The organism is Pelomonas margarita, assembly GCF_043555875.1.
Lineage (GTDB): Bacteria > Pseudomonadota > Gammaproteobacteria > Burkholderiales > Burkholderiaceae_C > Pelomonas > Pelomonas margarita.
Genome location: NZ_JBIGHW010000001.1, coordinates 527,612 through 554,582, shown reverse-complemented (window position 1 = coordinate 554,582; position 26,971 = coordinate 527,612). Strand labels below are relative to the sequence as shown.

The 26,971-nt window shown below is 66.8% G+C and carries 21 protein-coding genes; 1 reads left to right on the top strand and 20 read right to left on the bottom strand.

Annotated elements, in window-relative coordinates; genetic code table 11:
• Positions 1-4: 4 nt before the first annotated feature.
• The 6 genes from ACG0Z3_RS02405 to ACG0Z3_RS02380 are packed head-to-tail and all read right to left on the bottom strand — an operon-like array spanning position 5 to position 7,941.
• Positions 5-964, bottom strand: coding sequence for a polysaccharide deacetylase family protein (locus ACG0Z3_RS02405; protein ID WP_394394942.1), 960 nt, complete (start codon positions 962-964; stop codon positions 5-7).
• Positions 964-2,280, bottom strand: a complete 1,317-nt coding sequence (locus ACG0Z3_RS02400; protein WP_394394941.1) for a putative O-glycosylation ligase, exosortase A system-associated — start codon at positions 2,278-2,280, stop codon at positions 964-966. The genes ACG0Z3_RS02405 and ACG0Z3_RS02400 overlap by 1 nt, the downstream gene beginning before the upstream one ends.
• Positions 2,273-3,469, bottom strand: a complete 1,197-nt coding sequence (locus ACG0Z3_RS02395; protein ID WP_419964725.1) for a glycosyltransferase family 4 protein — start codon at positions 3,467-3,469, stop codon at positions 2,273-2,275. The genes ACG0Z3_RS02400 and ACG0Z3_RS02395 overlap by 8 nt, the downstream gene beginning before the upstream one ends.
• A gap of 5 nt (positions 3,470-3,474) precedes the next feature.
• Positions 3,475-4,689 (bottom strand): glycosyltransferase family 4 protein, encoded by a 1,215-nt coding sequence (locus ACG0Z3_RS02390; protein WP_394394938.1) that lies wholly within the window; start codon positions 4,687-4,689, stop codon positions 3,475-3,477.
• Positions 4,686-6,002, bottom strand: a complete 1,317-nt coding sequence (locus tag ACG0Z3_RS02385; protein ID WP_394394937.1) for a nucleotide sugar dehydrogenase — start codon at positions 6,000-6,002, stop codon at positions 4,686-4,688. The genes ACG0Z3_RS02390 and ACG0Z3_RS02385 overlap by 4 nt, the downstream gene beginning before the upstream one ends.
• Before the next feature lie 19 nt (positions 6,003-6,021).
• Positions 6,022-7,941, bottom strand: a complete 1,920-nt coding sequence (locus tag ACG0Z3_RS02380) for an XrtA/PEP-CTERM system amidotransferase (protein WP_394394934.1) — start codon at positions 7,939-7,941, stop codon at positions 6,022-6,024.
• A 223-nt stretch (positions 7,942-8,164) separates the two neighbouring features.
• On the opposite strand from ACG0Z3_RS02380, the gene ACG0Z3_RS02375 reads away from it, so the two are divergent.
• The gene (locus tag ACG0Z3_RS02375) at positions 8,165-8,545 is read left to right on the top strand and encodes a GtrA family protein (RefSeq protein WP_394394932.1); all 381 of its coding nucleotides are present in this window, start codon (positions 8,165-8,167) and stop codon (positions 8,543-8,545) included.
• 82 nt (positions 8,546-8,627) lie between these two features.
• On the opposite strand, the gene ACG0Z3_RS02370 is transcribed toward ACG0Z3_RS02375, so the two are convergent.
• The 14 genes from ACG0Z3_RS02370 to ACG0Z3_RS02305 form a co-directional block, all read right to left on the bottom strand.
• Complete coding sequence (locus tag ACG0Z3_RS02370) at positions 8,628-10,136, bottom strand: ArnT family glycosyltransferase (RefSeq protein WP_394394930.1); 1,509 nt, start codon at positions 10,134-10,136, stop codon at positions 8,628-8,630.
• A gap of 100 nt (positions 10,137-10,236) precedes the next feature.
• Positions 10,237-11,394 (bottom strand): TIGR03088 family PEP-CTERM/XrtA system glycosyltransferase, encoded by a 1,158-nt coding sequence (locus ACG0Z3_RS02365; protein WP_394394929.1) that lies wholly within the window; start codon positions 11,392-11,394, stop codon positions 10,237-10,239.
• A gap of 20 nt (positions 11,395-11,414) precedes the next feature.
• Positions 11,415-13,289, bottom strand: coding sequence for a hypothetical protein (locus ACG0Z3_RS02360; protein WP_394394928.1), 1,875 nt, complete (start codon positions 13,287-13,289; stop codon positions 11,415-11,417).
• 23 nt (positions 13,290-13,312) lie between these two features.
• Entirely contained in the window at positions 13,313-14,251 is a 939-nt protein-coding gene (locus tag ACG0Z3_RS02355; RefSeq protein ID WP_394394927.1) for a glycosyltransferase family 2 protein, read from the bottom strand.
• A gap of 389 nt (positions 14,252-14,640) precedes the next feature.
• Entirely contained in the window at positions 14,641-15,921 is a 1,281-nt protein-coding gene (locus tag ACG0Z3_RS02350; RefSeq protein ID WP_394394924.1) for a nucleotide sugar dehydrogenase, read from the bottom strand.
• 47 nt (positions 15,922-15,968) lie between these two features.
• A complete protein-coding gene (gene xrtA / locus ACG0Z3_RS02345) occupies positions 15,969-17,543 on the bottom strand; it encodes an exosortase A (RefSeq protein ID WP_394394922.1) in 1,575 nt (524 codons plus the stop codon).
• Entirely contained in the window at positions 17,537-18,727 is a 1,191-nt protein-coding gene (locus ACG0Z3_RS02340) for a TIGR03087 family PEP-CTERM/XrtA system glycosyltransferase (protein WP_394394920.1), read from the bottom strand. The genes xrtA and ACG0Z3_RS02340 overlap by 7 nt, the downstream gene beginning before the upstream one ends.
• An 89-nt stretch (positions 18,728-18,816) precedes the next feature.
• Entirely contained in the window at positions 18,817-19,866 is a 1,050-nt protein-coding gene (locus ACG0Z3_RS02335; protein WP_394394919.1) for a FemAB family XrtA/PEP-CTERM system-associated protein, read from the bottom strand.
• Positions 19,867-20,754 carry an XrtA system polysaccharide deacetylase gene (locus tag ACG0Z3_RS02330; protein ID WP_394394916.1) on the bottom strand — a complete coding sequence of 296 codons (888 nt, stop codon included), beginning with the start codon at positions 20,752-20,754 and terminating at the stop codon, positions 19,867-19,869.
• 17 nt (positions 20,755-20,771) lie between these two features.
• Positions 20,772-21,869, bottom strand: coding sequence for an XrtA/PEP-CTERM system-associated ATPase (locus ACG0Z3_RS02325; protein WP_394394915.1), 1,098 nt, complete (start codon positions 21,867-21,869; stop codon positions 20,772-20,774).
• Between the two features lie 86 nt (positions 21,870-21,955).
• On the bottom strand, positions 21,956-23,503 hold the full coding sequence (locus ACG0Z3_RS02320) for a TIGR03016 family PEP-CTERM system-associated outer membrane protein (protein ID WP_394394913.1): 1,548 nt from the start codon (positions 23,501-23,503) through the stop codon (positions 21,956-21,958).
• Positions 23,484-24,479, bottom strand: coding sequence for an XrtA-associated tyrosine autokinase (locus tag ACG0Z3_RS02315; protein ID WP_394394912.1), 996 nt, complete (start codon positions 24,477-24,479; stop codon positions 23,484-23,486). The genes ACG0Z3_RS02320 and ACG0Z3_RS02315 overlap by 20 nt, the downstream gene beginning before the upstream one ends.
• A gap of 1 nt (position 24,480) precedes the next feature.
• Complete coding sequence (locus ACG0Z3_RS02310; protein WP_394394911.1) at positions 24,481-26,073, bottom strand: XrtA system polysaccharide chain length determinant; 1,593 nt, start codon at positions 26,071-26,073, stop codon at positions 24,481-24,483.
• A 74-nt stretch (positions 26,074-26,147) separates the two neighbouring features.
• Entirely contained in the window at positions 26,148-26,735 is a 588-nt protein-coding gene (locus ACG0Z3_RS02305; RefSeq protein ID WP_394394909.1) for an XrtA/PEP-CTERM system exopolysaccharide export protein, read from the bottom strand.
• Between the last annotated feature and the right edge of the window lie 236 nt (positions 26,736-26,971).

The following is a 26,971-nucleotide window of genomic DNA, read 5'->3' as shown; positions in this document are numbered from 1 at the left end:
GGCTTCAGCCGAACATGTTGCGCGCCAGCCGCAGGCCGAAGCGGCGGCGCTCATGGTCCCAGGGCGTGAAGCGCGGGATCTGGAAACGGTCCTCGCTGCGGCGCGCGGCCGCCCAGCGCGTGGAGACGGCACCGTCGAAGCCCAGTTCGCGCACGATGGCCGGGTGCACCTCGGGCAGGTAATCCGTGCCGGGCTTGCCGTTGGGATAGGCGAACAGGCCGACCTTCTCGCCCAGCAGGCGCTGCAGCGTGTCACGGCTGCGGCCGATCTCGTAGGCGGCCTGCTGCGCGTCCAGCGTGGCCAGGATGGGGTGGTTGACCGTGTGAGCGCCGACCTGCATGCCTGCACGGCGCAACGCGCGCACCTGCTCGCTGCTCATCATCAGGTCGTCCGGCGGCCGCACCTCGGCGCGCTGGGCGATGGCGTTGACGCACGCCAGCCGCGGCTCAGGCGCCAGGTACTTCACCCGCTCGATCAGCGGGCCCAGCAGCGCACGGCGGGCGGCGGTGTCTCCCAGCGGGTGGCGGCCCAGGTCCTGGCCACTGCCGTCCGTCAGCCCGCGCAGATCCAGCGCCGGCAGCGTGCTGCGGCGCACCGACTCGATCAGCGTGTCGTTCCACATGCGGCCGCCGTCCAGGAAACCGGTGGCGACGAAGAAGCTGCACGGCAGGCCGTGCTTGCGCAGCAGCGGCAGCGCCACGTCATGGTTGTCGGCATAGCCGTCGTCGAAGCTCAGCGCAGCCGCCCGCGCCGGCAGGCTGCCATCGGCCAGGCGCTGGATGGCTTGGTCCAGCGGCAGCACGTTGAACCAGGACTTGACCCAGCCCAGCAATTCGTCGAAGCGCGCTGCATGGACTTCGTCCGGGAACAGTGGATCGGGCTCGGGCAGCACGCGGTGGAAGATGAGCACGTTCAGTCGTGCACGAGCCCCCGAGGGCGACAACAGGCTGAAAAGGGTTTTCATCACAAGCTCGGCACACGCTTCTTCTTGTCGAAGCGCTTCTTGATGAAGGCCGGCACGTAGACGACCGGCTCCTCCTTCTCGTGCAGCCACTCCTTGCGGTCCAGCCAGCGCTTGCCGACCACGGCCAGGATCAGCAGGTTGTAGGGCAGATCCCAGTAGCTCAGGCTGAGGAAGGCGCCACCCACCGCATAGCCGGCCAGGCTGACCTGCAGCATGCTGCCCAGGTCGGACAGCCACTGCGTCTGCGGCCGCGCCTTGCCCTGGATGCGCAGCTTGCCTGCCGTGAAGAAGACCATGGTGAACAGCGTCAGGAACAGCAGCAGTCCGACGAAACCCTGCTCACCCATCACCATGAAGTAGATGCTGTGCGCAGCATGCACGCGATCGGGCTCGGGCCCGTAGATGGCGAAGATGGAAGCCGTCCAGATCATGAAGCCGCCACCGAAGAGGCGGTCCTTGGCCAGGTTCCAGGCCATGCCCCAGGCGTTGATGCGCCCCAGCGCGGAGTCGTCCTGCTGGTAGGTCTTGATGGTGTTCATGCGCTCCCACCACTCGGCCGGCATGACGGACAGCAGCGCGATGCCCAGCACGACCATGACGACGGCGCCCACCATCTTGTTCTTGCCGCGCCACCAGAGCACCAGGGCCATCGCCGCGATGGCCAGCAGCGCACCGCGCGAATGGCTGCCCAGCGCCGCCATGGCCATCAGCACCATGCAGACCGTCATCGTCACCCTGGCCCATTTGGCCTGCATCTGCAATTGCAGGAAGCGCATCAGCGGGATGACGATGACGATGGCCAGTGCGATCTCGTTATTGCCCTCGATGTAGGTGTTCTCCGGCCCCCAGACACGATAGCTGCCGCCGGTGGCCAGCGTGAACGCGCCGCCCTTGACGCCGAAGAAGCCGATGGAGATGACGAGCACCCAGGTCAGCAGCATCAGGTGGCGCTTGCTGTACAGCAGCACCATGGACACCAAAATCATGAAGTCGATCTTCATGACCCGCTTCCACAGCTCGAACGACGGGTTGAACAACATGGAGAACGGCAGCGTGAGCGTCATCCAGGCCATGAAGATCAGCAACACGATGTTCTCGCGGCCGAGCGAATAGTCGCGCCGGTCCTTGGTGATGATCAGACCGATCAGCGTGGCCCCGCCGATGGCAGCAGCCAGGGGCAGGCTGCGCACCGACCAGGTGAGCTGGTGCGGATTCATGATGCTCATCCAGGTCCAGCCCAGGACGCCTATCCAGGGCCGCTTCAGTGCCTGCAGCACGATCCAGGCGACGATGGCCAGCAGTGCCAGGTCACGCATGAGCAGCCTCCCCCCGGATGGCATGGAACAAGGCCAGTTGCCCGGCAGTGGTGGCCTGCCAGCTGAAGCCTTCGGCATAGGCACGCGTTGCGGCGCGCTCCACGCCGGCCGCCAGCAAGGCCTCAATGCCGGCTGCAAAGGCCGGACCGCTGCGCTCGGCCACCAACCGGCCGGCCTCCGGCGCCGCCACGACCTCCGGCGTCCCCCAGATGTCGGTGGCGACAACAGGCGTACCGCAGGCCATGGACTCCAGCAGCACATTGGCCCAGCCCTCGCGACTGGAGCACAGCAGCAGCAGATCGGCAGCGCTGTACCACTTCAGCAATTCGGTGTTGGGCAATGCGCCGGTCAGGCGCACCTTGTCGGCCACGCCCAGGCGCTGCGCCAGCGCCTGCAGCGCGGCGCGTTCCTCGCCCTCGCCGATGATCACCAGCCGCGCCCCCGGCCGCTGCGGCGCGAGGCAGGCCAGCGCCTCGATGGCGATGTGATGGCCCTTGCGCTCGATCAGGTGCCCCACCGACAGCAGCAACGGCTGGCCATCCACGCCCAACTCGGCCCGCATGGCGTCCTGCGGCAGCGGCCGAAAGCGCGCCAGGTCCACGCCGTTGCGCAGCGTGTGCAGCCGGGCCGGGTCATGCCCCCAGCCGCGCAGCACCTCCATCAGCGCCGCACACACGCCGATGGAGCCAGCGGCGCGGCGCGCTGCCCACTCGATCATGCGGCGTGGAGCGGCGTACTGCGGGATGAGGTTCAGGTCGGTACCGCGCGCCGTGATGGTCAACGGCCGCTTGAACCAACGTGACAGCAGCGCCGCCGCCACGCCGTCGGGGTAGTAGTAATGCGCATCGATCAGGTCGAAGTCGAAACCCTCGTCGATGAGCTGTTGCATGGCCGCACGCGCGCCCAATGCCAGCGTCAGCGGCGCCGTTGTCATGCCAATCTTGGGCGCCAGCAGATAGCGCGGATGCAGCACGTCCAGCCCGTTGCGCTGCTCCCGCCGGGGCGTGGCGGCGAACTTCGCGTAGTCGCCCCAGCGTTGGTCCGTCGACGGGAACCAGGGCACGGGCGCCACGACGCGCGATTCGACTTGCCCGCTCTTGAGCAATTCACGCAGCCGCGTCTCGACGAAGATGCCGTGCCCGGGCCGCACGCTGCTGGGAAACAGCGTGGAGAACGTGAGGATCTTCAGCGTCTTCACGCGGCGGCCTCCACGGCCTCGGCGAGGATGCGGCCGAACACCTCGGCCGCGACGCGGTGCCCGAAGCGAGCCTCCACCAACTCGCGGGCTGCCTGCGACAGGCGCAGCCGCAGTGCGCCGTCGGCCAGCAACCGCAGCGTGGCATCGGCCAGCGCATCGGCGCCATCGGCACGCAGGAAATGAACGTCGTCATCGACCTCCAGGCCCTCCATGCCAATGGCCGTGGAGACGACCGGCAGGCCCATGGCCATGGCCTCGAAGGCCTTGATGCGGGTGCCGCCGCCGACGCGCAGCGGGATGACGAAGGCCTGGGCGTCGCGGGCGTGGTCACGCACGTCTTCCACGAAGCCGGTGAAGTGCACACCCGGCACCTGGCGCTGCACCAGCGACGCCGGCGGGTTCTTGCCCACCACGCGCAACTGCGCATTCGGCACCTGCGCGCGCACGCGCGGCCACACGTCCTCGATGTAGAAGCGGATGCCGTCGACATTCGCTTCCCAGTCCATCGAGCCCGTGAAGACGACGACCGGTGCGCCGTCCGCAGGCGCCTGCCAGGAGAAGAAATCGAGATCGACGCCGGTCGGGATGGCGCGTGCCGTCGTCAGGCCATCAGCCTTGAACTTCTTGGCGTCGCGTTCGGACACGGCGACGACGCGGGTAAAACGCGCCAGCGCCTCACGCTCGAAGCGCCGCATCTTGGTCGCCTGCGAAGCCCACAGCCAGCGCAACGGCGCGCTCGCGGCGGTGGTGGCATGGCGCTCGAAGATCTCCGCCTCAACGTTGTGCGTAAAGCAGACCGTCGCACCGTTGAGCTTCTCAGGACGCAGCACGGCGGCGTGGACGAAGTCGAACACGACCACGTCGAAGGCCTCGGCCGCCAACAGTTGCTCCACGGCCGCGACGGCGGCTGGCGTGCGGTCGGCCGCCACGTTGATGGGCAGCGAGGACAGCAGGTCCGGCGCGCGCTGCCAGCGCGGGCGCGGCGGGCTGGGCGCCCAGCCGACGAAGCGATGGCATTGCTTATCCAACTCGCCCTGCCAGTCGCGTTGCTGCTGACCGGAAGCCGGCGACAGCAGCGTGATGTCGAACTGCCCGCTTTCCTTCAGGCCGCGCAGAATGTTGCCCGTGCGGATCTTGCCGCCCGCATCGGCCGGGAACAGGAAGACCGGCGAGATGAAGGCGAGCTTCAGGCGGCGCTCGGGCTGGCTCACCAGCAGATGCCCTCGTATTCGGCAAAGCCGGCATCGCGCAGGTCGGCATAGCCGTTCAGGTCGACGACGCGCGCACCCTTGGCCAGCGCGATGATGCGCTGGCGCGTCTCGGCATCGGCGTGGCCGACGACGACGACCTCGGCGCGTGTCAGCACGGCGTCGGGCGTCTCGTGCAGCAGCTTGTCGAGGTGAGGAATCTCGCGGTCGATGTATTCCTTGTTCTTGCCCAGCAGTCGCGCAATCTTGACAAACTTGTCGTAGATGGCGAGATCGAAGCCCTTGCCCAGCAGCTTCTCGGCCAGCACCACCAGCGGCGAGTCGCGCAGGTCGTCAGTGCCCGGCTTGAAGGCCAGGCCGAACAGCGCCACCGGCTTGCGGCCGTTGGCAGCGATGAGCTCGTAGGCCCGGCCGATGTGGGCATCGTTGCTGTTGAGCAGCGAGCCGAGCACGGGAATGTCCACGCCGCGCTCGCGAGCGATGGTCAGGAATCCCTTGACCTCCTTGGGCAGGCAGGAGCCGCCGAACGCGAAGCCGGGGCGCAGGTAGGCCTTGGAAATGTTGAGCTGCTTGTCCTCGCAGAACAGCGCCAGCACGTCACGGGAGTCCAGGCCTGTTTCCTTCAACACGGCGCCGGCCTCGTTGGCGAACACGATCTTCAGCGCATGGAAGACGTTGCACAGGTACTTGACCGACTCGGCCACGCCCACGTCCGCCGCGACAAAGCTGCCGGGCACGCCGGAGTACAGGCGCTTCATGACCGCCACACCGGCCTCGTCGAGGCTGCCGACGATGGTCTGCGGCGGGTTGTGGAAGTCCGCTACTGAAGACCCTTCGCGCAGGAACTCGGGGTTGAACACCAGCGACAGCCGGTCGCCGATCTTGCGGCCGGCAGCCTGCTCCAGCAGCGGTGCGATGCGCGCGCGCGTCGTGCCCGGCGCCACCGTGCTGCGGATAACCAGCGTGTGGTGGCCGTCCTTCTTCGCGATCTCGGCACCGATCTGGCCGACGACGGCATCAAGCGCCGTCAGGTCAGGCATGTAGTTGGGCAGCGATGGCGTGGCCACCGAGATCAGCGACACCTCAGTGCCCTGCACGGCGGCGGCCACATCGTTCGTCGCCGTCAGCTTGCCAGCCTTGACGGCGGCACCGATGAGTTCCTCGATGCCCTCCTCCACCACGGGCGACTGGCCCGAGGCGATCAGCTGGACCTTGAGCGGGTTGATGTCCACGCCGATCACGTCGTGGCCCAACTCGGGCAGGCAGGCGCATGACACGGCGCCCACATAGCCCAGACCGAAAACCGAAACCTTCATCTTGTTGTCCTTGTCGATATCAGGCGGCAGCGCGCGGGGACGCCGCACCCAGCCCCGCGTTGCGCAGGAATGCGTCGAACATCAGCAGCACCCACAGCGGCTGGGCATGGTCCATGGCGCCGCTCTCGTGCTGATCCAGCAAGCGGCCGATGGTGACGGGGTTGAACCAGCCGGTCTGCGCCAGCGCGCCCTGTTGCAGGGCCTGGCGGGTCTGCTGACGCAGCGGACCGCGCAGCCAGCGCGCCAGCGGCACGGCAAAGCCCATCTTGGGCCGGTACAGCACATCGTGCGGCAGCATGGGCTCCAGCGCCTTCTTGAAGATGTACTTGCCCTCCTGGCCGCGCAGCTTGAGCGCCGAGGGCAGCGTGGCGGTCCACTCCACCAGCTGGTGGTCCATCAGCGGCTCGCGCACCTCCAGACTGTGGGCCATGCTGGCGCGGTCGACCTTGGTGTTGATGTCGCCCGGCAGGTAGGTGTGGATGTCCAGGTACTGGATCAGCGCGAGCGGATCGTCCGTGCCGGCGCGGCGTGCGTGGTGGTGGAACACCTCGCTGGCATGCCAGCCCTGCAGCTCACGCTTGAAGCCGTCGCTGAACAGTTCGCTGCGCAGCGGGTCGCGCACCAGGCCCATGGTGTTGAAGTAGGCGTCGACCGAATTGCGGGCGATGGCCTGGAAGGTCGTCTTGGCGCGGAACACGCGCGGCGCCCAGTCGGCCTTGGGGTACAGGCGCGCCAGCGGACCGAACACCCCCTTGCGCAGCGCCAGCGGGAAGGCGCTGCGCATGCGCTCTTCCATCATGTGCATCTTGTAGCGGCGGTAGCCGCCCAGGCTCTCATCGCCGCCGTCGCCGGATAGCGCCACAGTCACGTGCTTGCGGGCCAGCTCGCAGACGCGGTAGGTGGGGATGGCGGACGAGTCGGCATAGGGCTCGTCATACAGGTGGGCCAGCAGGTCCACGAGACCGAAGTCGTCGCTGTTGACGGTCTCGACGCGATGGTTGGTGCGGTAGCGGTCTGCCACCATCTGCGCGAACTCGGTCTCGTTGAACTTGGGGTCGTCGAAGCCGATGGAGCAGGTGTTGACGGGTTGGTCGTCCAGCTGCGCCATGGCAGCGACGACGGCGCTGGAGTCCACACCACCGGACAGGAAGGCGCCCAGCGGCACCTCGGCCTTCAGCCGCAGCTTGACGGACTCGGTCAGGCGGCGGCGCAGCTCCTCCGCAGCCTCCTCCTCGCCGATCTTCGCGTCCAGTGTGAACTTGACGTCCCAGTAACGCTGCGGCTCGCCGATGGGTTGGCCGCGTTTGACGAGCAGGCGGTGGCCGGGTGCGAGCTTCTGCGCGTGACGGTAGATGGTCCAGGGGTCAGGCACATAGCCCAGCGCGAAATAGGCCTCGACGGCACGCGGATCGATCTCCTGGCGCAGGCCGCCATGGGCCATCAGGCTCTTGAGCTCGGAGCCGAACAGCAGCCAGCCATCCTCGGTCATCGCGTAGTGAAGCGGCTTCACGCCCAGCCGGTCACGCGCCATGAACAGGCAGTCGCGGCGACGGTCATGGATCATGAAGGCGAACATGCCGCGCAGGTGGTGCACGCAGTCCTCGCCCCAGTGCTCCCAGGCGCGCACGATGGCCTCGGAGTCGCTCTTGGTACGGAACACATAGCCGTGGCCGCGCAGCTCGTCCATCAGCTCGAGGTAGTTGTAGACCTCGCCGTTGAAGACCAGCGCCACCGTCTTGTCGTCGTTGAAGATGGGCTGCTGGCCGGTCGCGATGTCGATGACCGACAGGCGCCGGTGACCGAAGCCCACGCCGGGCTCGATGTGCAGGTCACCTTCGTCCGGGCCACGGTGATGCTGGGACTCGTTCATCCGGTGCAGGCGCTCGCGCTCGGGAAGGCGCTGGCCGCGGGTGTCGAAGAGTCCGGTGATGCCGCACATGCGTTGGAACCTGGTTCAGCCAATCAATGGAATGGCCGCGCGGGGCTGCGCGGCAGAGCTCGGATTCTTACCGAGCTTGATGACGTCCCCGACCGTCGAGCCCGCCCACCGTGACATGACGCACAGGCACACCCCCCGGCCGAGGGATGCCACGCACACTCGTGGAGCCGGTCGCCACCTGACAACGCCGATACTGCGTCGCCAAAGTCTTGCCCCGCCCGCCTTGCTCGCCCAGCTCTGTTCCTTCCTGTCCGTCGGCGCCCTCGCTACCGGGCTGCAGTACCTGCTCACCCTGATGATGGTGATAGCCGGCGCCATGTCGCTGGTCGCCGCGTCGACGCTGTCGTTCCTGATCAGCGCCGCGTTCAACTACTGGGCCAATGCCCGGCTGACCTTCGCTCGGCAGGGCCGTCCAGCCAACGACCGTGCACAGCAGCTGCGCTTCGCGCTGATGGTGGCGCTGGGCTGTGCGCTCAATGCCTTGCTGCTGCGGCTGGCGCTGAGCCTGGGCCTGCACGGCGTGCTGAGCCAGTTGCTGGCCACGGCTGGCGTGCTGGCGAGCAACTTCGCCATCAGCCGGCTGTGGGTGTTCCGCAAGCCCTGACCCGCGTGCCACAGGAATTGGCGGCGCAACCCTGCGGCCATCCACAACAGGCACGGGCCACGCGGGTGCTGTGACTCCTGGATCAGTCAACTCGCGGCGCCTCCGGCGTCTCGGTGCCCCGCCCACGATACAAAGCGTAGCCACCGAAGGTCGTAACGCGCGTCATGTGCGTGTTGAGCCAGCCTATGCGATCCCAGTCATGGGCCCAGATCACGTCTGACGGCTGCATCAAGTGGTAGTCGTCCTGTGAGGTGCGCTGAGCGGGTTGCCACCTTCCGACGACACGGCCATCGAGGTAGGTCAGCGGGTAGGCGGATGCCGCATTGAACGCCGTCACCTTCGCCGATTTCGGCAACTCTGCGAGGTACCGAGCCATGGCTTGCTGATCGGCACGCTGCGCGCCGTAAGGGCCAGGCCGTGACACCCCCATACCGCGGGCCGACTCGTAAACAAGCATGAGCGCGTCCCCCACGGCCAGCATGCGCACATTGAGCAGCCCCTGCGCCACGCACGAGACCACCACCACTGCGTGGGCGATCCACAAGACACGCTGTCGCGTGACACCGGCGAATGCCGACGTGGCCAGCAAAATTCCGGCCAGCCACAACAACGGAATCGCCGGCCACAAGTAGCGGATGTGCGGAATAGGCGCCTTCACGAGCCACGCCAGCCAACCAGCGACGCCGGCCAGCAGCAGGAAGCTGCACAGCCGGAGCGTCAGGTCAACCTCACGGCCTGCAACAAGCCGACTGCAGGCCCATCCCACGAGGACAAGGATGGCAAGCATCGGCACGATGCCTTCGCCCACAACGACATAGCTCAGACGCAGCAGCACCCCTTCATACGCACGGGTGACGCCACTGGAGGCTCCAGCCGCGTTCAGGGCATCGCGCCACGGCGCATCGGAAAATGCCACCACGTACCCGGCGACACACGCTGCAAACACACCGCCAGCGATAGCCACGGCGAGCAACGGGTGCACCAGCCGTTCTCGCCATCCGCGCCCGGCAAACAAGGCCCACAGCGGCAGCGCCGGCAACATGGACAGGCAGGTCATGCGGGTTGCACACGCCAAGCCAAACAACACGCCCGCCGCCGCCGCACCGAGCACGCTCCGGTGGCCAGGCCCTGTCCAGAAGAGTGCGGCGAGCAGGAACGCCGTCGTGGCGATGATCTCCGACGTGGCAAGCGATGCCTGCAGCAAGAAGCCGGGGGCGGTGACGAACAGCGCCGTGCCGGCAGCCGCCAGCGCAACCTGGCCGACGTGGCGCCGCAGCGTGACGAACACCAGGGCCAAGAGCCCAAGCGTGGTGACCACCGACACCAGCCGGTGCAGCAGGACATCTCCGCTTCGCACCGACGCGACGGCGCCATGCAGCAGGGCGTGCAAGCCACCGGTCGTCGTCACCGGGGCATCAACTGCCGTGGTGGGTGGCACGGGGAGGCCAAACGCCTTCATGGTGCTCATCAGGTTCCAGACCTCGTCTGGCTCCACCGTCAGCAGCGCGACACCGGCCAGGAAGGTCAGGAAGATCCCGACAACGAGGGTGGCGTGAACGGTCGCAGGCAGCGAAAGCTTGTTGGATTTCATGGGTCAGACCGTTGTATTCACGAGCAGGAGAGCAACTCAAGCAAAAAAACCCGCACGGGCGACACGCCGCGAATGCTTGTCAGGGGGGTCACGCGGGCCTTCATGGCGCGGTGCTAGCCAACGGCCCATCCGCAACGGAACGACCGGCGTACAGCGCCCCATAGGCGCCGATCATGGCCGCGAGGCTGAACTGCGTCCGCACGCGGGCCAGGGATGCCTCGGCCAGCCGTTGACGCAGTGCCGGCTCGCGTGTCAGCCGCGCCAGTGCTGCCGCCAGCGCAGCACTGTTCTGCGCCGGGACAAGCAGACCGTTGGACTCGGGCTCCACCAGTTCCGGATTGCCCCCCACGTCGGTCGCCACCGGTGCACAGCCGCAGGCCATCGCTTCCAGCAAGGTGTTGCTGATGCCCTCGGCCTGCGAAGGAAGCGCAAAGATGTCGAACTGCGGCAGCAACTCCGCCACATCACTGCGATCACCCGGCAACCAGGCCTGCCGTGCCGCGCCGGCGGCGGCCAGCCGCTCCCTGGCGGCCTCCAGCAGCGGACCGCCTCCCAGCATCACCAGCCGCAGCCGCGGCCAGTCGACGGGACACAGCTCGCGCAGGTGCAGGAAGGCGTCAACAAGGTTGAGTGGATCCTTGACCGCCTGCATGCGCCCCACCGCGCCGATGACGATGTGCTCACTGCGCCGATAGGGCCAGGCGCCGGGCACCGTGCTGGCGGGCGCGAAACGGTGCGTATCAACCCCATTGCAGATGCGTTGCACTCGATGCGGTGCCAGGCCCACCGCCCCGGTCAAGTAGGTCTCGATGGCACGTGACAGCGCCACGAACCGGTGGGTGCCGATGCCGTAGATGCGACGCAGGCGTTGATTGGTCACGCTGACGCCGCCCAGATCGTTCATGTCCCACCCATGTTCGCTGTGCACGCGCAGCGGCACGCGCGCCGCCCAGGCGGGCAGCTGGAACTCCATGGCTCCCAGGTTCCTGGTGTGCACGACAGCAGGACGCAGTTCACGCAGCAATCGATAGACCCGCGGATACAGCCAGAAGCCCTGCCCTGGTGGCTTGTTGAGCGCGATGAACTGCGTCCCTGGCGTCCTCACGCGCTCCTTGAAGGCGGTGATATCGGTCACAGCAACCACTGCATGCCGAAACCCCGGCAGGTGATTGATGAGATTGACGACGCCATTCTCCAGCCCGCCCGTGTCAAAGCGATGGAGCAGATGAACAACGAGAGGCGGTGTTTCGTGTTGCATGGGTTCATGCGCTCCAGCGGTCACAAGGCGGGCGCTGCGCGACGTTCACAAGGGAGCCCGTCACCGGTGCCGCGGCGCAAGGTCACCCGAGACGGCGGGTGGTCAATCGCGACAAAGGGACGCGCGCCAGGCACCAGGTCCACGGGCTTGACCTCGCCCCCTTCCAGGCTACGCAGGCCCGGCACCCAGTGATAACGCAGCACCACACGATCACCCTGCACACCGTCGAGCTCCAGACGGTTGTGGCAGCGCGCCTGCACGCGTGCCACGCCTTCCGCGACCCAGCCGGGAACCGCTGCGCGCTTGAAGGCGGTGACCGGCCCGAGATCCGCCACCTTCGCGACGCCCGGCAGACGGGACATGGCCTGTCGGCAGGTGTCACGGTGGCACAGGATCCAGCGCACGTTGTAGGCATCCAACCGCTCGACCAGTGCCGTCGGCGAGAAGCTCGCCAGCGGTTGACCAAATGCCACGTCGTCCCAGGCATTGGCCACGTCGACCCCCGGGTAAGCACCGCCAATGAGCTCACGGTCGCCACGCAGGGCAAGCAAGCCTGCAATGTGAGCGCCGTCGTGTATGCGAGCCAGCGAGTTTTCAAACAGCACGCGCCCGGAGCGATCCGTTTGCTCTTGCAGGAAAGTCGTCAGGCTGCGAAGGATCGCCCCGTCGCCCTTCACCTCGGGCGGGGCGACCCCATAGCGGGCATGGCCTGCAGGCAGGGCGAACTCGCGCACCGTCTCCCGCACAAAGAACGCGACCACGACAGCCGCTCCCCCCAACATCAAGCCCAGCACCCAGCGTCGCGCACGAGACGCATCCCGCCATTGCGCCAGGGCTGCATCCAGGCCGACTGCCGCCGGCAGGACCAGCACCAACCAGGCCAACATGCTGAAGCGGTTGGGTTGCAATCGTGCGATCCCTGACACCAGCCCGCCGACTGACGCCCAGGTCATCAGCGCGAAGGCGCCTAGCATCAGGCCCACGAGCACGCGACGGTGCGCCACCCGAGGCAGCACCAGCAACAACACAGCACCGATCGCCAACGCGAGTGCCAAACGCGTGCCGCCACCTGCCGTACCCGCCCGGCCCAGCATCTCCCAAAATGGCAGTCCGACCTGGACGCCGGCCTGGTACTGCAACCCGTTGCTGATGCCCGTCTTCTCGCCGACCGTGGGCAACACCCAGGCTGCATTGAGTGCCAGCATGAGTGCCGCAACACCGACCAGTGCCATCACGCCCCAGACCGGGCGGCGCCATTCAGGCCAACTGGCCAGCAACAGTGGCAGCCCCAGCAGCACCGCAGCCACCGGGAACAAAGGGTGCAGCCAGAAGCCCAGGGCCGCCAGCAGCCCAAGCCCAAGAGCCACTCCTGTACGAGGCAGCATCGCCAACTGCGCGGCCGCAATGGTGAAAGGGATCACCAAATAGGCCATGGCCACATAGCTGACCAGCCCGGCAGCGTGGTACCAGCGCAAGCCACCGGTCCACCACATGAGCACCGCCAGCACGGCCACAAACACGGTGCTTCGCAAGCTCAATCCCAGCAGCATGCAAGCCACGACCAGCGCGGCCGGTGCGATCACGCCCAGCGCGAAACTGCTGGCTTTGTACAGCGGCCACACCGATGTCGGCCGCCCGTCTGCACAGGCCAGACCTGCCTGCAACTTGGCACTGGCATTACCCACGACGCCTGCCGGCTGCCCCGCACCGAAGTACGGGTCCCACCCCTGCAATTCGCGCTCAGAGCACAACTGCCTCGCCACTTCCATCTGGTAGGCGTGATAGGGCGCATCGATATGCACCAGCGGCTCTCGACTGACAAGCGCACTCAGTGGGAAGAAGATCGACTGCAGCAGCCCCTGCAGCAAGAGTGTTGCCAACAGGACCCAACGCAAGGATGCGGCGGGAGCCGTGGGCATTACACCGTGGCCTCGATGAAGAAGCGCGGGCGACGCTTGGTTTCGAGATAGATCTTGGCAACGTACTCACCGAGCACGCCCATCGACAGCATCTGAATGCCCCCCAGGAAATAGATGGGCACCACCGTGGACGCCCAACCGGGCACGACGGCCTGCAGCACGAGCGTGACGTAGACGACAAACAGAATCATCAGGAAACTGGCCACCGAAATCACGAGGCCCAGCAGCGTGATGAGCCGCAGCGGCACGACGCTGAAGGACGTGATGCCCTCCAGCGCGAACGTGAGCATCTTGCGAAGCGGGTACTTCGACTCGCCGGCGAAGCGCTCGGCACGGTCGTAGCGCACCGTGGCAGCGCGGTAGCCAACGAGCGGCACGATGCCCCGCAGGAACATATTGGTTTCGCCGTATTCGCGCAGCGCCTCAACGGCACGTCGTCCCATGAGGCGAAAGTCAGCGTGGTTGTGCACAAGATCCACGCCCATCTTGCGCATGAGCCCGTAGTAGGCCAGTGCTGTGTTGCGCTTGAAAACCGTGTCCGTCGCCCGCGAGTCCCGCACACCGTAGACAACCTCGGCACCGGCCGCGTGCTCATCCACCATCTTTTCGATGACGGTCACGTCATCTTGGAGGTCGGCATCGATGCTGACAAGGGCATCGCCAGGCACAGTGAGCAAGCCCGACATCAGCGCAGCTTGATGACCACGGTTGCGCGACAACTTGATGCCATGCACACGCCCGTCCCCCTTCGACAAGGCTTCGATCAATGGCCAAGTCTTGTCACGGCTGCCGTCGTCAACGTAGTGAATGGCGCTGTCGGGAGTGACAGCGCCACGATCCTGCAGGCGCGTGAGCACCTCCAACAGGCGTCGATTCGTCTCGGGCAGCACTTCTTCCTCGTTGTAGCAAGGAACGATGATCGCAAGTTTGATCGCCATGGGTCACTCCGCAATGGATGTTGGCGGCTGGGTACGGCACCCCCCGGCCGAAATTGAGATAGCGCTGCGCTAGCGAGGAGACCACCGTGCTTGGCGCGAGGGCTACGGCACCGGCCTGAGAGGTTCTCAGATCCACCTGCATCAGCGCGCAGATGATGGAAACGTTGAACAGCGACGCTGAACGCAGTGTTGCCGATTCCGACCTCCAGAAAGCGCACGGCGCCCGGGCTGAACAAGCGCCGGATCAACGACAAAAGAACTCCCATGTCGCACCGGCGGGCACTCCGTACCGAATGGCAGCCCGGCAGATGCCCCGTTGGCATGCGGGCCTCGCACCCGCGCACCACCGCATCTGCGGTCAGGGAAAGCGCCCTGGATGAGTACGCAGATCAGAGGCGCCACACCCGGAAGCCGGCGCCTTGCAGCGCGACAGCGTCAAACGCCGCCTTCACATCGATGAAGGCGCCGCCCTTGATGAGCTTCTTGCCAATCTCATCGACCGACAACGCCGCGTACTCACGGTGCGACACCGCCGCCACGATGGCATCCGCTCTCGGCAGCTCGTCGAACGGCATCAACCGCACCCCGTACTCGTGCATCGCCTCGTCAGCCTCGGCCTGCGCATCGGTCACGAAGATCTCGACGCCATAGGTCTTGAGCTCGTTGATGATGTCGATCACCTTGGAGTTGCGCAGGTCGCCGCAGTTCTCCTTGAAGGTCAGGCCCAGCACGTTGATGCGCGCGCCCTTGACGGGGCTGCCGCTGGCGATCATTTGCTTGATGGTCTGCTCGGCGATGAACTTGCCCATGCCGTCGTTGATGCGACGGCCTGCCAGGATGACCTGCGGGTGGTAGCCCAGCATGTCGGCCTTGTGCGTCAGGTAGTACGGGTCCACGCCAATGCAGTGGCCGCCCACCAGGCCCGGCTTGAACTTCAGGAAGTTCCACTTCGTGCCGGCGGCCTCCAGCACCTCGGAGGTGTCGATGCCCAGCTTGTCGAAGATGATGGCCAGTTCGTTCATCAGCGCGATGTTGAGGTCGCGCTGGGTGTTCTCGATGACCTTGGCCGCCTCGGCAGCCTTGATGCTGGACGCGCGGTGCACGCCGGGAACGATGATCTTCTCGTAGACCTTCGCGACCACGTCCAGCGTCTCGGGCGTGTCGCCGGAGACGATCTTCAGGATCCTGGTCAGCGTGTGTTCCTTGTCGCCGGGGTTGATGCGCTCGGGGCTGTAGCCGACGAAGAAGTCCTGTTTCCACTTCAGGCCCGACTCGCGCTCCAGCACCGGGATGCAGACTTCTTCCGTCGCGCCGGGGTAGACGGTGCTCTCGTAGACGACGATGGCGCCCTTCTTCATGTGGCGGCCGACGCTGGTGGAGGAGCCGATCAGCGGGCGGAAGTCGGGGATGTGGGCCTCGTCCACCGGCGTAGGCACGGCCACGATGATGACGTCGGCCTCGGCCAGCATCCTGGGGTCGTCCGTGTAGACCGCATGCGTGGCAGCCTGCACTTCCTCGTCGCTCAGCTCGCGGCTGGGGTCGGTGCCGCGCCGGCAGGCCTCGACCTTGTTCTTGGCGATATCGAAGCCGATGGTGCGGATCTGCTTGCCGAACTCCACCACCAGGGGCAGGCCGACGTAACCCAGGCCGATGACTGCGAGCGTGTTCATGGTCGTTTTCTTCTCGTTGCTGTCGTTGTTGGGATCGCGGCGGATTGTCAGGGTTGGCGCGCCGCGCCCCGGTCGCGGACCCCACTCAAAGCGGTGTCGAATGTGCGCCAGTGCGCGGACAGGAAGGCGCGCAGCCGCATCTCGTCCGGGCCGGCGCCGTCTTTCTCGGCATACACCAGCAGCACGGCGGCGTCGTCACCCTGCCCTTGCAGCTTGCGCCAGGCGCCGTAGAGCTTGGCCTGCCAATCGCTGGTGAAGGGGCGCCCGTTGATCCAGTAGATCTGCCAGACACGCAGCCGCGGCGCCAGGCTGCCACCACCGCTGACCTGGCTGAGCGCCTGGCCGCGCAGCTCGCCGACCCGCCAGCCGAGCCTGCCGGCATCGGTATCCAGAACAGCGAGCGTCGAGAGCGTTCGGGACCAATCACGATCGGTCTCGACATCGACCAAGCTGTTGACGGAGGTGACGAGTTGGCGCCCCGGCCGCTGGTCGCGGTAGTAGCCGATGTAGACACCGATGGCATCGCCGCCCGCCTCGGGTTCATAGCGGCCATGCAGCGTGGCGGCCGCATTCGCAAACGCCGGGCGCCAGCTGGCCAGGGGCTCGGCACGCCATGCCCAGCCCGGCAGCTGCGGCACCACCAGTTCGGGCTCGCCATGGGCGCTGCGCTCGTCGGCATGCATGCGCAAGACGGAGGGCAGGACCAGCAGCAGCACGGTCGCGGCGATCGCGGCCGACCAGCGCGACGACAGCGCGGCATGCACACCCGGCGCGACGGCTGGTGCCGGTTCAGGGGCGGCATCCGGCTCGGACCAGCGCGCGCCGATCATGAACATGGCCAGCATGATGACGCCGAAGAACACCCAGCCGTAGATGAGGTGGTCCACGCCCACCGCCAGCGTGTTGCCGGACAGGTGGCCCAGCATGACGATCATGTAGGCCCGCAGCCAGTTGGCCACCAGCGGCGTGACGATGGCGACGCCGACGAAGACCCACCGTCGCGTGTGCGAGCGGTAGTTCAGGTAGGCGAACAGGGTGCCCACCATCACCGAGGCCATCAGGTAGCGGATGCCGCTGCAGGCCTGCACGACCGACCAGGAGCCCGAGGGAATGACGAACTCCAGCCCTTCGCGGAACACCGGAATACCAGTGGCGCGCAAGGCCAGCACGGTGAAATCGGCAGTGCGCTCCATCAGCCAGGGCGTCAGGAAGTCGCCGAAGGGCACGGCAAAGAACAGGAAGCCGAGTGGAAACGCGATGCGGCGCGCCACCTCGGTGCCCAGCAGTGCCGGCACCAGCAACACGAACATGCCCATCACGGCGAACTGCGTGGCCGCGTTGGCCGCCGCCAGCTCCCCCATCAGCCACAACAGCCCCAGCGGCAACAGGCCCCACAGCCAATGCAGCGCAGGCCAGGGCTGCAGTGGCGCCAGGCCCGCACGCAGCCGCCACACCAGCCAGGCCGAGATGGGCGGCACGACCCAGGCATGGGCAAAGGTCTCCGAGCGGTCCCAGATGGACACCATGGCGCCGATGGTGCCGTGGTACAGCAGCGCCAGCAGCGCCCAGGCCAGCACCAGCACGAGCAAGGGCAATCGCCAGGGTTTGGGCATGTTCAGCATGGGGTTTCCAGATAGCGATCAAGGCCGGCCAGGTGGGCGCCCCAGCTGTAGGCGCCGACGACGAAGTCACGCGCGCGGCGGCCGGCCGTGTCGGCAGCGGCCGGGTCCGCCAGCCAGAGCGACAGCTGCTGCACGTAGGCGGGCGCGTCATCGGCAGGCTGCAGGCCGGGCTGGGAGGCGTCGGTGATCGCACGCACGCAGCTGCCGGCTGCAACGACCGGCCGGGCCATGGCCATGGCTTCCAGCACCTTGTTCTGCAGGCCGCGTGCCAGCCGCAGCGGCGCAACGACGACGGCAGCGTGTTGCAGGTAGGGACGCACGTCGGGCACGGTGCCCGTCACGTTGACGGCCGGCCCGGCCAGGGCCTGCACGGCCGGCGTCGGGCTGCGCCCGACGATGTGAAAGCGCAGCGCCGGAAAGCGCTCGCGCAGCGCCGGCAACATGTCGCGCACCAACCAGGTCACCGCATCGACGTTGGGCCAGTAGTCCATGGCGCCGGTGAACACCAGCGGCAGCTCACCGGCCGTGAATGGGCTGGCGCGTGCGGCATCCGGCGCGAAGAAATCGGCGTCCACGCCGTTGCCCAGCGCGGCGAGCTTCATGGTCTGGCCGGGCCCGAGGTCACGGAACAGCGCGACCTCGTTGTCGGTGACGAAGAAGCTGCACTGCGCCGCACGGGCCGTGCGCTGCTCAAAGGCCAGCAGCTGGGTCGATTCACGCCGGTAAAGCCAAGACATCGGCCAGGCGTGCTCAGGCGCGTAATCACGCCATTTGGCGGAGTCGACGTCCACGAAGTCCACCAGCATGCGCAGCCCCGGCGGCACGTACTGGGCCATGACGCCGCTGAACACCACCACGGCGTCGAACCCCACCCGGGCCGCCGCCTCGGCCACCCATGCCTGCAGGCCGGCGTCGCGGTAGTAGGGCAGGCTCAGGGCTTCGCCCGTCAGCAGACCGCGCAGGCTCAGCAGCTTGGCCGTGCGCGGGTTCAGGCGCGCGACATGCAGGCCTGCACACAGGGCCTGCACGCGGGGCAGGTGCTGCTCGTCGTCGGGGTCGTCGATGAAGGTGCCGAGGTGCACCTCGTGCCGCGCCGCCAGATGCTTGAGCAGGTGGTAAGAGCGCACCTTGTCGCCCTTGTTCGGCGGGTAAGGCAGGCGGTGGACGAGATAGAGGATCTTCATGTCAACGCCACCCGGCCGCCCGAAGACGCTGACGCGCCGCCTCGGGAGGCAGCGAACGAAGTGAGCGCGGGGGCGGCATGCATCCGACCTCAGCCCAGGTTCTTGACGATGAACGGCCCCAGCCAGTTGGCCACGCCCACGGGCAGGCGGCGCCAGGCCTTGATCATCAGCTGGTACTTGGGGTTGTTCGGATTGTTCTGGGGGATCGCGTCCCGCTTGAACAGCCGGTACTCGTAGCTCAGCGGCTGCGGTTCGAAACCCCAGTTCTTCTTGAACGCGTAGGGCCCCGTGCCCTGCTTGCTGCGCCCGTAGTCGAAGACCTTGAGGCCGCGCGCGCAGGCGCGCCGCATCAGCTCCCAGTACTTGAAGTCATTGGCCGCGAGGTCGCGCGCGGCCTCGTCGTCGCCAGCGTAGTAAGGCAGCACCTCATCGCGGAAGTAGAAGCTCAGCACGCTGGACAGCGGCCGTCCATCAGCTGCCGTGACCGTCAACACCTCGGCGTCCGCACCGAACTCGTCCAGCAGCGCCTGGAAGTACCGCTTCGGCATCGCAGGCGTGCCGTGGCGCAGCACGTTGTCGGCGTAAAGGTCAAAGAACCGGTCGACGTTCGGATCGATAGCGGCCTTCAGTTCGTTCTTGATGCCCTTGCGCACCATGGCCCGCTGCTTGCGCGGAATGGCCAGCATGTTGGCCTCCTCGTCCGGCAGGATCTCCTTGCGGAAGGTGACGTACAAGTCCTGGCGCGGCCAGTCCGCATGGCGTGTGGCGCCGAGGTAGCGGTACTCGAGATGTTCGGCGCCCAGCTCACGCGCGAAGCGCTCGGCCTCGGCCTCCAACGCAGCAGCGGCTTCGTCGTTCAGCGCGGCCACACCACCGTAGACGGCAAACGGCAGGCTGGCGACCGAATGGCCGAACAGCCGGCTCTTGATCTGCGCCAGCGGCAGCACGCCCTCGATGACACCGTCACGTTCGGCGTACAGGAAGAAGCACGCGTGGCCGAAGCTGCGCTCGATGACGCGCAGCCAGCCGCTGCGGTGGAAGAACGTGGCTTGCGGATGGGCCAGCACGAACGCGTCCCAGCGGGCGGACGCAGCCCGGTCTTGCGCGGTCAGCCGCGCAATGCGGAGGGAGGCACTCATTCAGGCGGCGCTCAGCGAGGGCGCCGCGGCGCGCGGGCTGGCCTCGCGGCCCAGGAAGATCTCGTCCATGCGCCCCCAGCGGAAGTCGCCCAGCAACCGCGCGATGCGGCCCTGGGTGCGCGCCAGGTTGACGTAGTGGCGAAAGCGCGCCTTGGCATCGATGCCCGGCACACGCGGCTGCTCGGGGTCGATCTCCCAGGGGTGGAAATAGAAGACCGCCGATTGGCCATCGACCTCGTTGACACGGCGGATCATCCAGCGCGACAGCGCATAAGGCAGCAGGCGGAAGTAGCCGCCACCGCTGCTGGGCAGGTTCTTAGAGCCCATGCGCAGCGTCGTCACCGGGATCTCGAGCAAGCCCTCGCGCACCGGGTAGGCAAAGCGCGGCGAGTCGGGCATGCCGTAGTGGTCGTGGGCAATGGGGTAGACGCTGCTGGAGTAGCGATAGCCGGCGTCGCGCAGCACATCAAAAGCCCACAGGTTGCCCTTGCCGATCGAGAAGCTCGGCGCGCGGTAGCCGACGACGGGCACGCCGCCCAAATCTTCCAGCAGTTTCTTGGCGCTGGCGATGTCTTCGAGGAAGGCCGCCGGGCTCAGGTCACTGGCACGCTCGTGGCCGTAGCCATGGCTGGCCAGCTCATGGCCGCCGGCGACGATGGCCCTGACCACCTGCGGGTAGCGCTCGGCAATCCAGCCCAGCGTGAAGAAGGTGGCCTTGACGTCCTTCTCGGCCAGCAGCGCGAGGATGGCGGCGATGTTGCGCTCGACACGGCATTCCAGCCCGTGCCAGTCCTCGCGGCGGATGTAGGGCGCGAACGCGGACACCTGGAAGTAGTCCTCCACGTCGATGCTCATCGCATTGCGCAGCGGCGGGACAGGGGTGGGCATCAACATGATCTACAGCCTCAGTGTTGCTTGACGGCATCCACCAGCTTCTGCAGCAGCGCCAGGGTCTGCAGGTTGATGCGCTCCAGGCGCATCATGCTGCGCTCCAGGCGCTGCAGGCGGTCGGTGTGGTGGTCGGCGCTCAGCGCAGCGATCTCGCTGGAGAGGCCGTCGACCTCGGCCACGCTCAGCTTCAACTTGGCCACGTCCAGCGCACCGGGCGCACTGTCCAGCGCCGCCGGGCGGCTGTCGGGCAGCCTGGCGGGCACGCTGTCCAGCGGGCTGACGTCGCTGTGGCGCGGCGTCTCGCTCTCCTGGGCGATGTCGCGCAGCACCTCCTTCACGTCGGCCAGCGTCAGGTGAGAGCGCCCCTGCATGAAGCCCAGCAGCAGCAACCGGTCGCACAGGCGGTTGATGCGGCGCGGGATGCCGTTGCTGGCCTTGTGGATGGCCGGGAAGGCGTCGTGGTCGAAGGTGGGCTTGCCGGTGGAGCCCGCGCACTTCAGGCGGTGCTCCATGTAGCGCTGCGTCTCGTCCTCGTCCAGCGGGCCGATGTGGCAGGTGGCCGCCACGCGCTGGCGGAACTGCTCCATCTCGGGCTTCTGCAGGATGCCGCGAAACTCGGGCTGGCCGACCAAGAAGGTCTGCAGCAACGACTGGTTGGCAAACTGGAAGTTGGACAGCATGCGCAGTTCCTCCACCGCGCGGGCGGTCAGGTTCTGCGCCTCGTCGACGATGAGCAGGCAGCGCTTGCCCTGCGTGACCTGGTTGACGAAGAACGCTTCCAGCGTCATCAGCAGCTCGGACTTGGGCGCGTCCTTCACGCGCACGCCGAAGGCCGCGCCGACCATGCGCAGCGTGTCCTCGGCGTCCAGCTGCGTCGTCACGACGTTGCCGATGACGACGTTGCTGCGGTTCAGGCTGTCCAGCAGGCCGCGCAGCAGCGTCGTCTTGCCGGCGCCGATCTCGCCGGTGATGACGATGAAGCCGTCATTGCGCAGCACGCCGTAGTCCAGGTAGGCCTTGGCGCGCCGGTGCTGCTTGCTGCCGAAATAAAAGTTCGGGTCAGGGCTGAGCTGGAAAGGCTTGCTGCTCAGGCCATAGAAGGCTTCGTACATGTCAGTGGCTCCCGGCCGTCCGGCGGCGCCGATGCGCCGCGCCGGGCGCGCGCTTGCGAAGCAGGCATGGGGGCGGTCGTTTCATTTCAGAACTGCTGCGTCAAGGTGAGCAACACGGCATTTTCGGTGTAGCTCGTGACACCTTCGAAGCGGCTGTGCCGCGCGCCCAGCTGGGCGGCCAGCTGGTTGCCCAGGCGTGCCGTCCAGTTGGCGAAGTAGCTGGTCAGCTGCGTGGACTGGCGACTGGTGTCGCCGGCCGACTCCTGGCGCGTGGCGATCAGCGTCAGGCCGGAGGTGGCGCCGAGCTGGTAGCTCGCGGAGAGCGACATCGACCGCTGCTCGATCTTCGAGCTGTCGGCCAGGCTGCCCTGGTTCACATTGCTGCCCAGCCTGCCAGACACCGAGCGGTTGAACTGCCCCGTGAGGCTGGCTCGCACCCCTTGCAGCGTGACGGCCAGCTGCTGGTTGCGCAGCCGGCTGGGCCCGGTCGACAAAAAGCCGCCCGCGACCGGGGCGTCGGCAGACAGGCCCTGCGATTGAAGATAAGCCCGCACAAAGGTGTCGCGCTTGACCGGGTCGGGCTCCTGCGAGGCGAACAGCAGGAAAAACTGGTCGTAGTTGCTGCGCGCGCCACCGGCCGAGCCGGTGTTGCCGACCACCGTGCTCTGCTGGTCGGAATAGCGCCACACCGATCGCGCCAGCCGATGCTCCAGCGTGAGACCGTGGCTGTTGCCGTAGGCGTGGCGCTGCAGGTCCAGACCGATGCGGGTGCGCGTCGACGGCGTCCAGCTCGCGGTGGCCCCGGCCGTCGTGCCGCTGCTCTGCGCGTTGCCGAGGTAGTTGCTGCGCTCCTGCCCGGCGTTGGCGGAGAACACCCAGTCGGGATCGGGCCGGTAGTTCGCGCCCAGCCGCAGGCTGGTGCTGCGCGGGGCGCTGGCGCTGCCAGACGAACGGGTCTCGTGGGTGTTGAGCTGCAGCCACCAGGCGAACGCGCGCGCGCCTAGCTGGTTCACCTGCAGGGATGTCCCGCGGCCGCGGCTGTCCCCCAGCTCGCTGCCGCGCGCATCGCTACCAGAGAACTCGCCACGCAGCACGTAACTGGCCAGGCCACCGAGCTTGCCCTGCAGCACGGGCGAGACCGAGTAGGTCAAGGTCTCGCGCTGGTTGCTGTTGGTCAAGCTGCTGACACCGCCTTGGCCGCCCTGCCCATCCAAGCTGGGGGCGCTCTGCAGCCCGAAGGCCGAGACGCTTTGCTGGCCGATGCCTGCGCGCATGTCCACGTACAAGGCGTCTGCCACCAACTCCGCCCGGGCCGTTGCCGACAAGGCGTTCTGCACCCGCGACGGTTGGTCCGTCTTGGCGTACAGGATGCCGTTCATCGCGTAGTCCAGGCTGCCTTGCAACGCCCCGGTCCGGCTGGTGATGCTGAGGCCGGGCGACAACGTCGTAATCAGCGCCGCATCCTTGTCGCGCTCGGTCAGCTGCAGGTTGTCCGTCAATGTCTGTGTCGCGCTCAGGCGCGGCGACACCGAGAACACGCCGCCGCGGCCGCCCGTCCCCTGCGCCTGGGCCAGCGCCGCCCAGGCCAGCAGAACGAATGCGATGCAGCGGGGCTCAGCTCTGAGCCGAGTCATTGCTGCCATATCCGTAGCCGTAGCCATACCCGTAGCCATAGCCGTACCCGTAGCCATAGCCGCCTGCGGCGTTGGGGCTCGCCTGGTTGAGCAACATCATCTTGACGGGGCAGTTCTCAATCGCGGCCAGCGCCTGCTGCACCGCGCTCTGCGGCGTCTTCTCGGCATGCACGACGATGACGATCTGCCCCATGTGCGAGGCCAGCACCCGCGACTCGGTCGTCAGCAGCAGCGGCGGCGAGTCGAAGATGATGATGCGGTCGGGGTAGCGCTTGGCCATCTTCTCGAGCAACTGGCTCATGGAGTCACTGGCCAGCAGTTCGGTGGCGCGCGAGTGCGGCGTGCCGCTGGGCAGGATGGTCAGCTTCTCGACGTTGGTGCGCAGCAGCACCTCGGACATGTCGACGCGCTCTTCCAGCACGTCCAGCAGCCCCGGCCCCTGCGGCAGCCCCAGCATGCGCAGCACCGAGGGCCGGGCGACGTCGGCATCGACCAGCATGACGGTGTTGTCCAGTTCCGCCGCGATGCTCAACGCGAGGTTGATGGACGTGAAGCTCTTGCCCTCGCCCGCCAGTGCGCTGGTCACCATCAGCAGATTCGCGTGGTTGATGGTGGCCGCGCCCTTGCCCATCGCATTCTTGATCAGCGGCCGCTTGATGACGCGGTACTGGTCGCCGGTCTGCGAGCGCGGCGTGTGCGGCATCAGGAACCCCTGCGCTGCCAGCGCCACGACATCCAGCTCCACCCGCTTGGACGATGCATGCGGCCCATCCTCCACGACAGAGATGCCCATCTGGGGCGGCTCAGGCGTGATCGGGGCCAGCTGGGCGACGGGCTGCGCCACAGGCGCCGGGGCCGCCATCTTCGGCACGGCGGCTTCAGCAGCAGGCGAGACCTGCTCGTCACCCGGCAGCACCACGCCGGCCTGGCGGAGTTGTTCGAGCCGCTGAGCGGCCTGTTCTATCAAGCTCGTCATGTCAAACCACCTGCCGGCTCAACTTCACCGCCAAGACCGTCAAGGCGACCGCAAACATCACCAACAACCCGCCCGCCCCTGCCGAGAAACGGATCAGGTCCACTCGCTGGCGCGCCCGGTCGGCGTCAGTCACCAGGCGGGTCACGACACCCAGGATGGGCAGCTCGACGCGTGCCCGCAGGTCGTTGGCGTCATGGAAGACCGGCCGCAACTGGCTGGCCGCGAAGGTCGTGAACACACCGATGCCCAGGGAGGCGGCCATCACGCCGGCCAGCATCAGCAGCCGGTTCGGCGCGACCGGCTTGGGGTTGGCCCGCGGCGGGTCGATAACGCGGAAATCAGCGACACCGGAGGCGACGTCCAGGTCACTCGAAATGGAGGCCTGCTCGCGCCGCTGCACCAAATCCTCGTAATTCTTCTTGTGGATCGCGTAATCGCGATTCAGCTGTGCCGCCTCCGCCTCCATCTGCGGCGCGGTCTTCATCGCAGCCATGGCGTGCGCATAACGTGCCGAATATTCGTCCACTCGCGCTCGCAGCGAGGCGACCTGCACCTCGGTGGTCGCGAGGATGCGAACCAGCTCCTGCACGACGGGATTGCCACCGGCCTGACCGACTGAAACCGTCGGCATGCTCATCGCCGCCTTGCGCAGCTCGGCGATCTCGCGCTTGCGCTGCTCTTCCAGGTCTTTGATGAGCTTGCGCGTGGAGATGATGTCCGGATGCTGGTCGGTGAACCGCTGCAGCAGCCCGTCGAGGTTGCGCCGGTACTCCGCCAGCCGGGCATCCAGCTCTGGCGTGCTCACATTCGCCGTCGACTCCTGAATGAGGCTCTGCGCCGTGCTCTGCGCGCCGCCCTTGCCGGACTTCTCGGCGTCCAACTGGGCCTTGGCGGCATCACGGGCATTCACGGCCTCCCGATATTCCAGGCGGGCCCGCTCCAACTGGCCGCCGACCTCGGCAATCTGCGCGGCCGAATCCTTGCCATCCGCCGAGATCGACAAATTCTTGAGCCGAAACTCCTTCAAGCGCGTTTCGGCCTCCTCAAGCTTCGCTTCGTAGACCTTGATCTGCTCATTGATGAAAGTCGACGCCGTTGAACTGTCCTTGCGCGTAGCCCCCAAACTGGACTCCACGAAGATGGACACCAACGACTGCACCACCCGCTTGGCGGTCTCCGGGTCGCTGTCGCGATAACCCAGGATGTAGAGGTTGTCGCCACGCCCACTGCTCTGGATGGAGAGATTGCTGGTGACCGCCTCAATGGTGGCCTCCTGCTGGGCCTTGGACTGACTCTTCAGGTCCAGGTCTGCCATGCGCACCAGCTTCTCGACGTTGGGCCGGCTGATCAGCGTGCGGCTGAGCAAGGACACCTGCTGGTCGACATTGGGCTGAACCGCGAGGCCTGCCATCAGCGGCTTGAGCGTGGACTGCGTGTCGACGTGAATGCGCGCACTGGCCTCGTAGCGATCCGGCAGCACGAAGACGATCACCGCCCCGACCACCCCAGCCACCCAGGCCACCACCAGGCCAACCCAGCGGTACTTCCACATCCGCCGGACGATGATCAGCAGCTGAGCAATCAGCAATTCCATCTGCAACAGTCTCAGTTAAGGCTTGTGCGGGATTGAGGTGCCGGCCCGATGCCGAACAGCCCCTGACCCATGACTCAGAACAGGCTCTGCGGAATGATGAGGATGTCACCCGGGCGCATCTCGACGTTCGCCGACACGTCGCCACGCTTGATCAAGTCCTTCAGGCGCACCGAATACTGTTTGTTGCCCTCGGCCGTGCGCAGGATGGTGGCGCTGTTGCCCGAGGCGAAATCCGTCAGGCCGCCCACGGCGATCATCACGTCCAGCAACGTCATCTTCTGCTTGAACGGCAGGAACTGCGGGCGCGCCGCCTCGCCGACCACGCGGATCTGCTCGCTGTAGGGGCCGACGAAGCCGGTCACGATCACGGTCACCACCGGATCACGCACGTACTTGCTGAGCTGCTTCTCCACGTCGCGCGCCACCTGCACGGAGGTCTTGCCCTGCACGACGATCTCATCGACCAGCGGCGCCGCGATCTTGCCGTCCGGACGCACCGGCACAGACATGGACAGCTCCGGGTTGCGCCACACCTGGATGCTCAAGTTGTCGCCGGCACCGATGATGTAGCTGTAGTCATCGTTGGCCACCGTGACCGGCGCCGCCGGATGGTTGTTGCTCGCGCAGCCGGCCAGCAACGCCATCGCGAGCCCTGCCAGCATCACACCCAGACCGGACCGCCCGCCTGCACCGGGCGAAGCCGACGCACCGGCGGCCGACATCGTTTGTGCACCATGGCGAGCTTCAGCGTGATTGGAGTCCAAGGCAATTCCTCTTTGGGTCTGTTCGTCGAAAGAGCGCAAGCAGCAGAACCTCCCCCGCCAGGCGGGAGCAAGCGCGCCGCATGATGCCATAGGCATGGCCCTGCGCTGCCCGCCGAAACAGGGGCATGCGCACG

Excerpts from the sequence above, each read along its gene's own strand:
- ACG0Z3_RS02380 (WP_394394934.1), bottom strand. The coding sequence starts at position 7,941 with ATGTGCGGCATCACCGGACTCTTCGACACCCGCGGCCAGCGCCTTCCC.
- ACG0Z3_RS02310 (WP_394394911.1), bottom strand. The coding sequence starts at position 26,073 with ATGGAATTGCTGATTGCTCAGCTGCTGATCATCGTCCGGCGGATGTGG.
- ACG0Z3_RS02400 (WP_394394941.1), bottom strand. The coding sequence starts at position 2,280 with ATGCGTGACCTGGCACTGCTGGCCATCGTCGCCTGGATCGTGCTGCAG.
- ACG0Z3_RS02315 (WP_394394912.1), bottom strand. The coding sequence starts at position 24,479 with ATGACGAGCTTGATAGAACAGGCCGCTCAGCGGCTCGAACAACTCCGC.
- ACG0Z3_RS02405 (WP_394394942.1), bottom strand. The coding sequence starts at position 964 with ATGAAAACCCTTTTCAGCCTGTTGTCGCCCTCGGGGGCTCGTGCACGA.
- ACG0Z3_RS02320 (WP_394394913.1), bottom strand. The coding sequence starts at position 23,503 with ATGACTCGGCTCAGAGCTGAGCCCCGCTGCATCGCATTCGTTCTGCTG.
- ACG0Z3_RS02370 (WP_394394930.1), bottom strand. The coding sequence starts at position 10,136 with ATGAAATCCAACAAGCTTTCGCTGCCTGCGACCGTTCACGCCACCCTC.
- ACG0Z3_RS02385 (WP_394394937.1), bottom strand. The coding sequence starts at position 6,002 with ATGAAGGTTTCGGTTTTCGGTCTGGGCTATGTGGGCGCCGTGTCATGC.
- xrtA (WP_394394922.1), bottom strand. The coding sequence starts at position 17,543 with ATGCTGAACATGCCCAAACCCTGGCGATTGCCCTTGCTCGTGCTGGTG.
- ACG0Z3_RS02355 (WP_394394927.1), bottom strand. The coding sequence starts at position 14,251 with ATGGCGATCAAACTTGCGATCATCGTTCCTTGCTACAACGAGGAAGAA.
- ACG0Z3_RS02340 (WP_394394920.1), bottom strand. The coding sequence starts at position 18,727 with ATGAAGATCCTCTATCTCGTCCACCGCCTGCCTTACCCGCCGAACAAG.
- ACG0Z3_RS02305 (WP_394394909.1), bottom strand. The coding sequence starts at position 26,735 with ATGCTGGCAGGGCTCGCGATGGCGTTGCTGGCCGGCTGCGCGAGCAAC.
- ACG0Z3_RS02365 (WP_394394929.1), bottom strand. The coding sequence starts at position 11,394 with ATGCAACACGAAACACCGCCTCTCGTTGTTCATCTGCTCCATCGCTTT.
- ACG0Z3_RS02330 (WP_394394916.1), bottom strand. The coding sequence starts at position 20,754 with ATGCCCACCCCTGTCCCGCCGCTGCGCAATGCGATGAGCATCGACGTG.
- ACG0Z3_RS02335 (WP_394394919.1), bottom strand. The coding sequence starts at position 19,866 with ATGAGTGCCTCCCTCCGCATTGCGCGGCTGACCGCGCAAGACCGGGCT.
- ACG0Z3_RS02325 (WP_394394915.1), bottom strand. The coding sequence starts at position 21,869 with ATGTACGAAGCCTTCTATGGCCTGAGCAGCAAGCCTTTCCAGCTCAGC.
- ACG0Z3_RS02350 (WP_394394924.1), bottom strand. The coding sequence starts at position 15,921 with ATGAACACGCTCGCAGTCATCGGCCTGGGTTACGTCGGCCTGCCCCTG.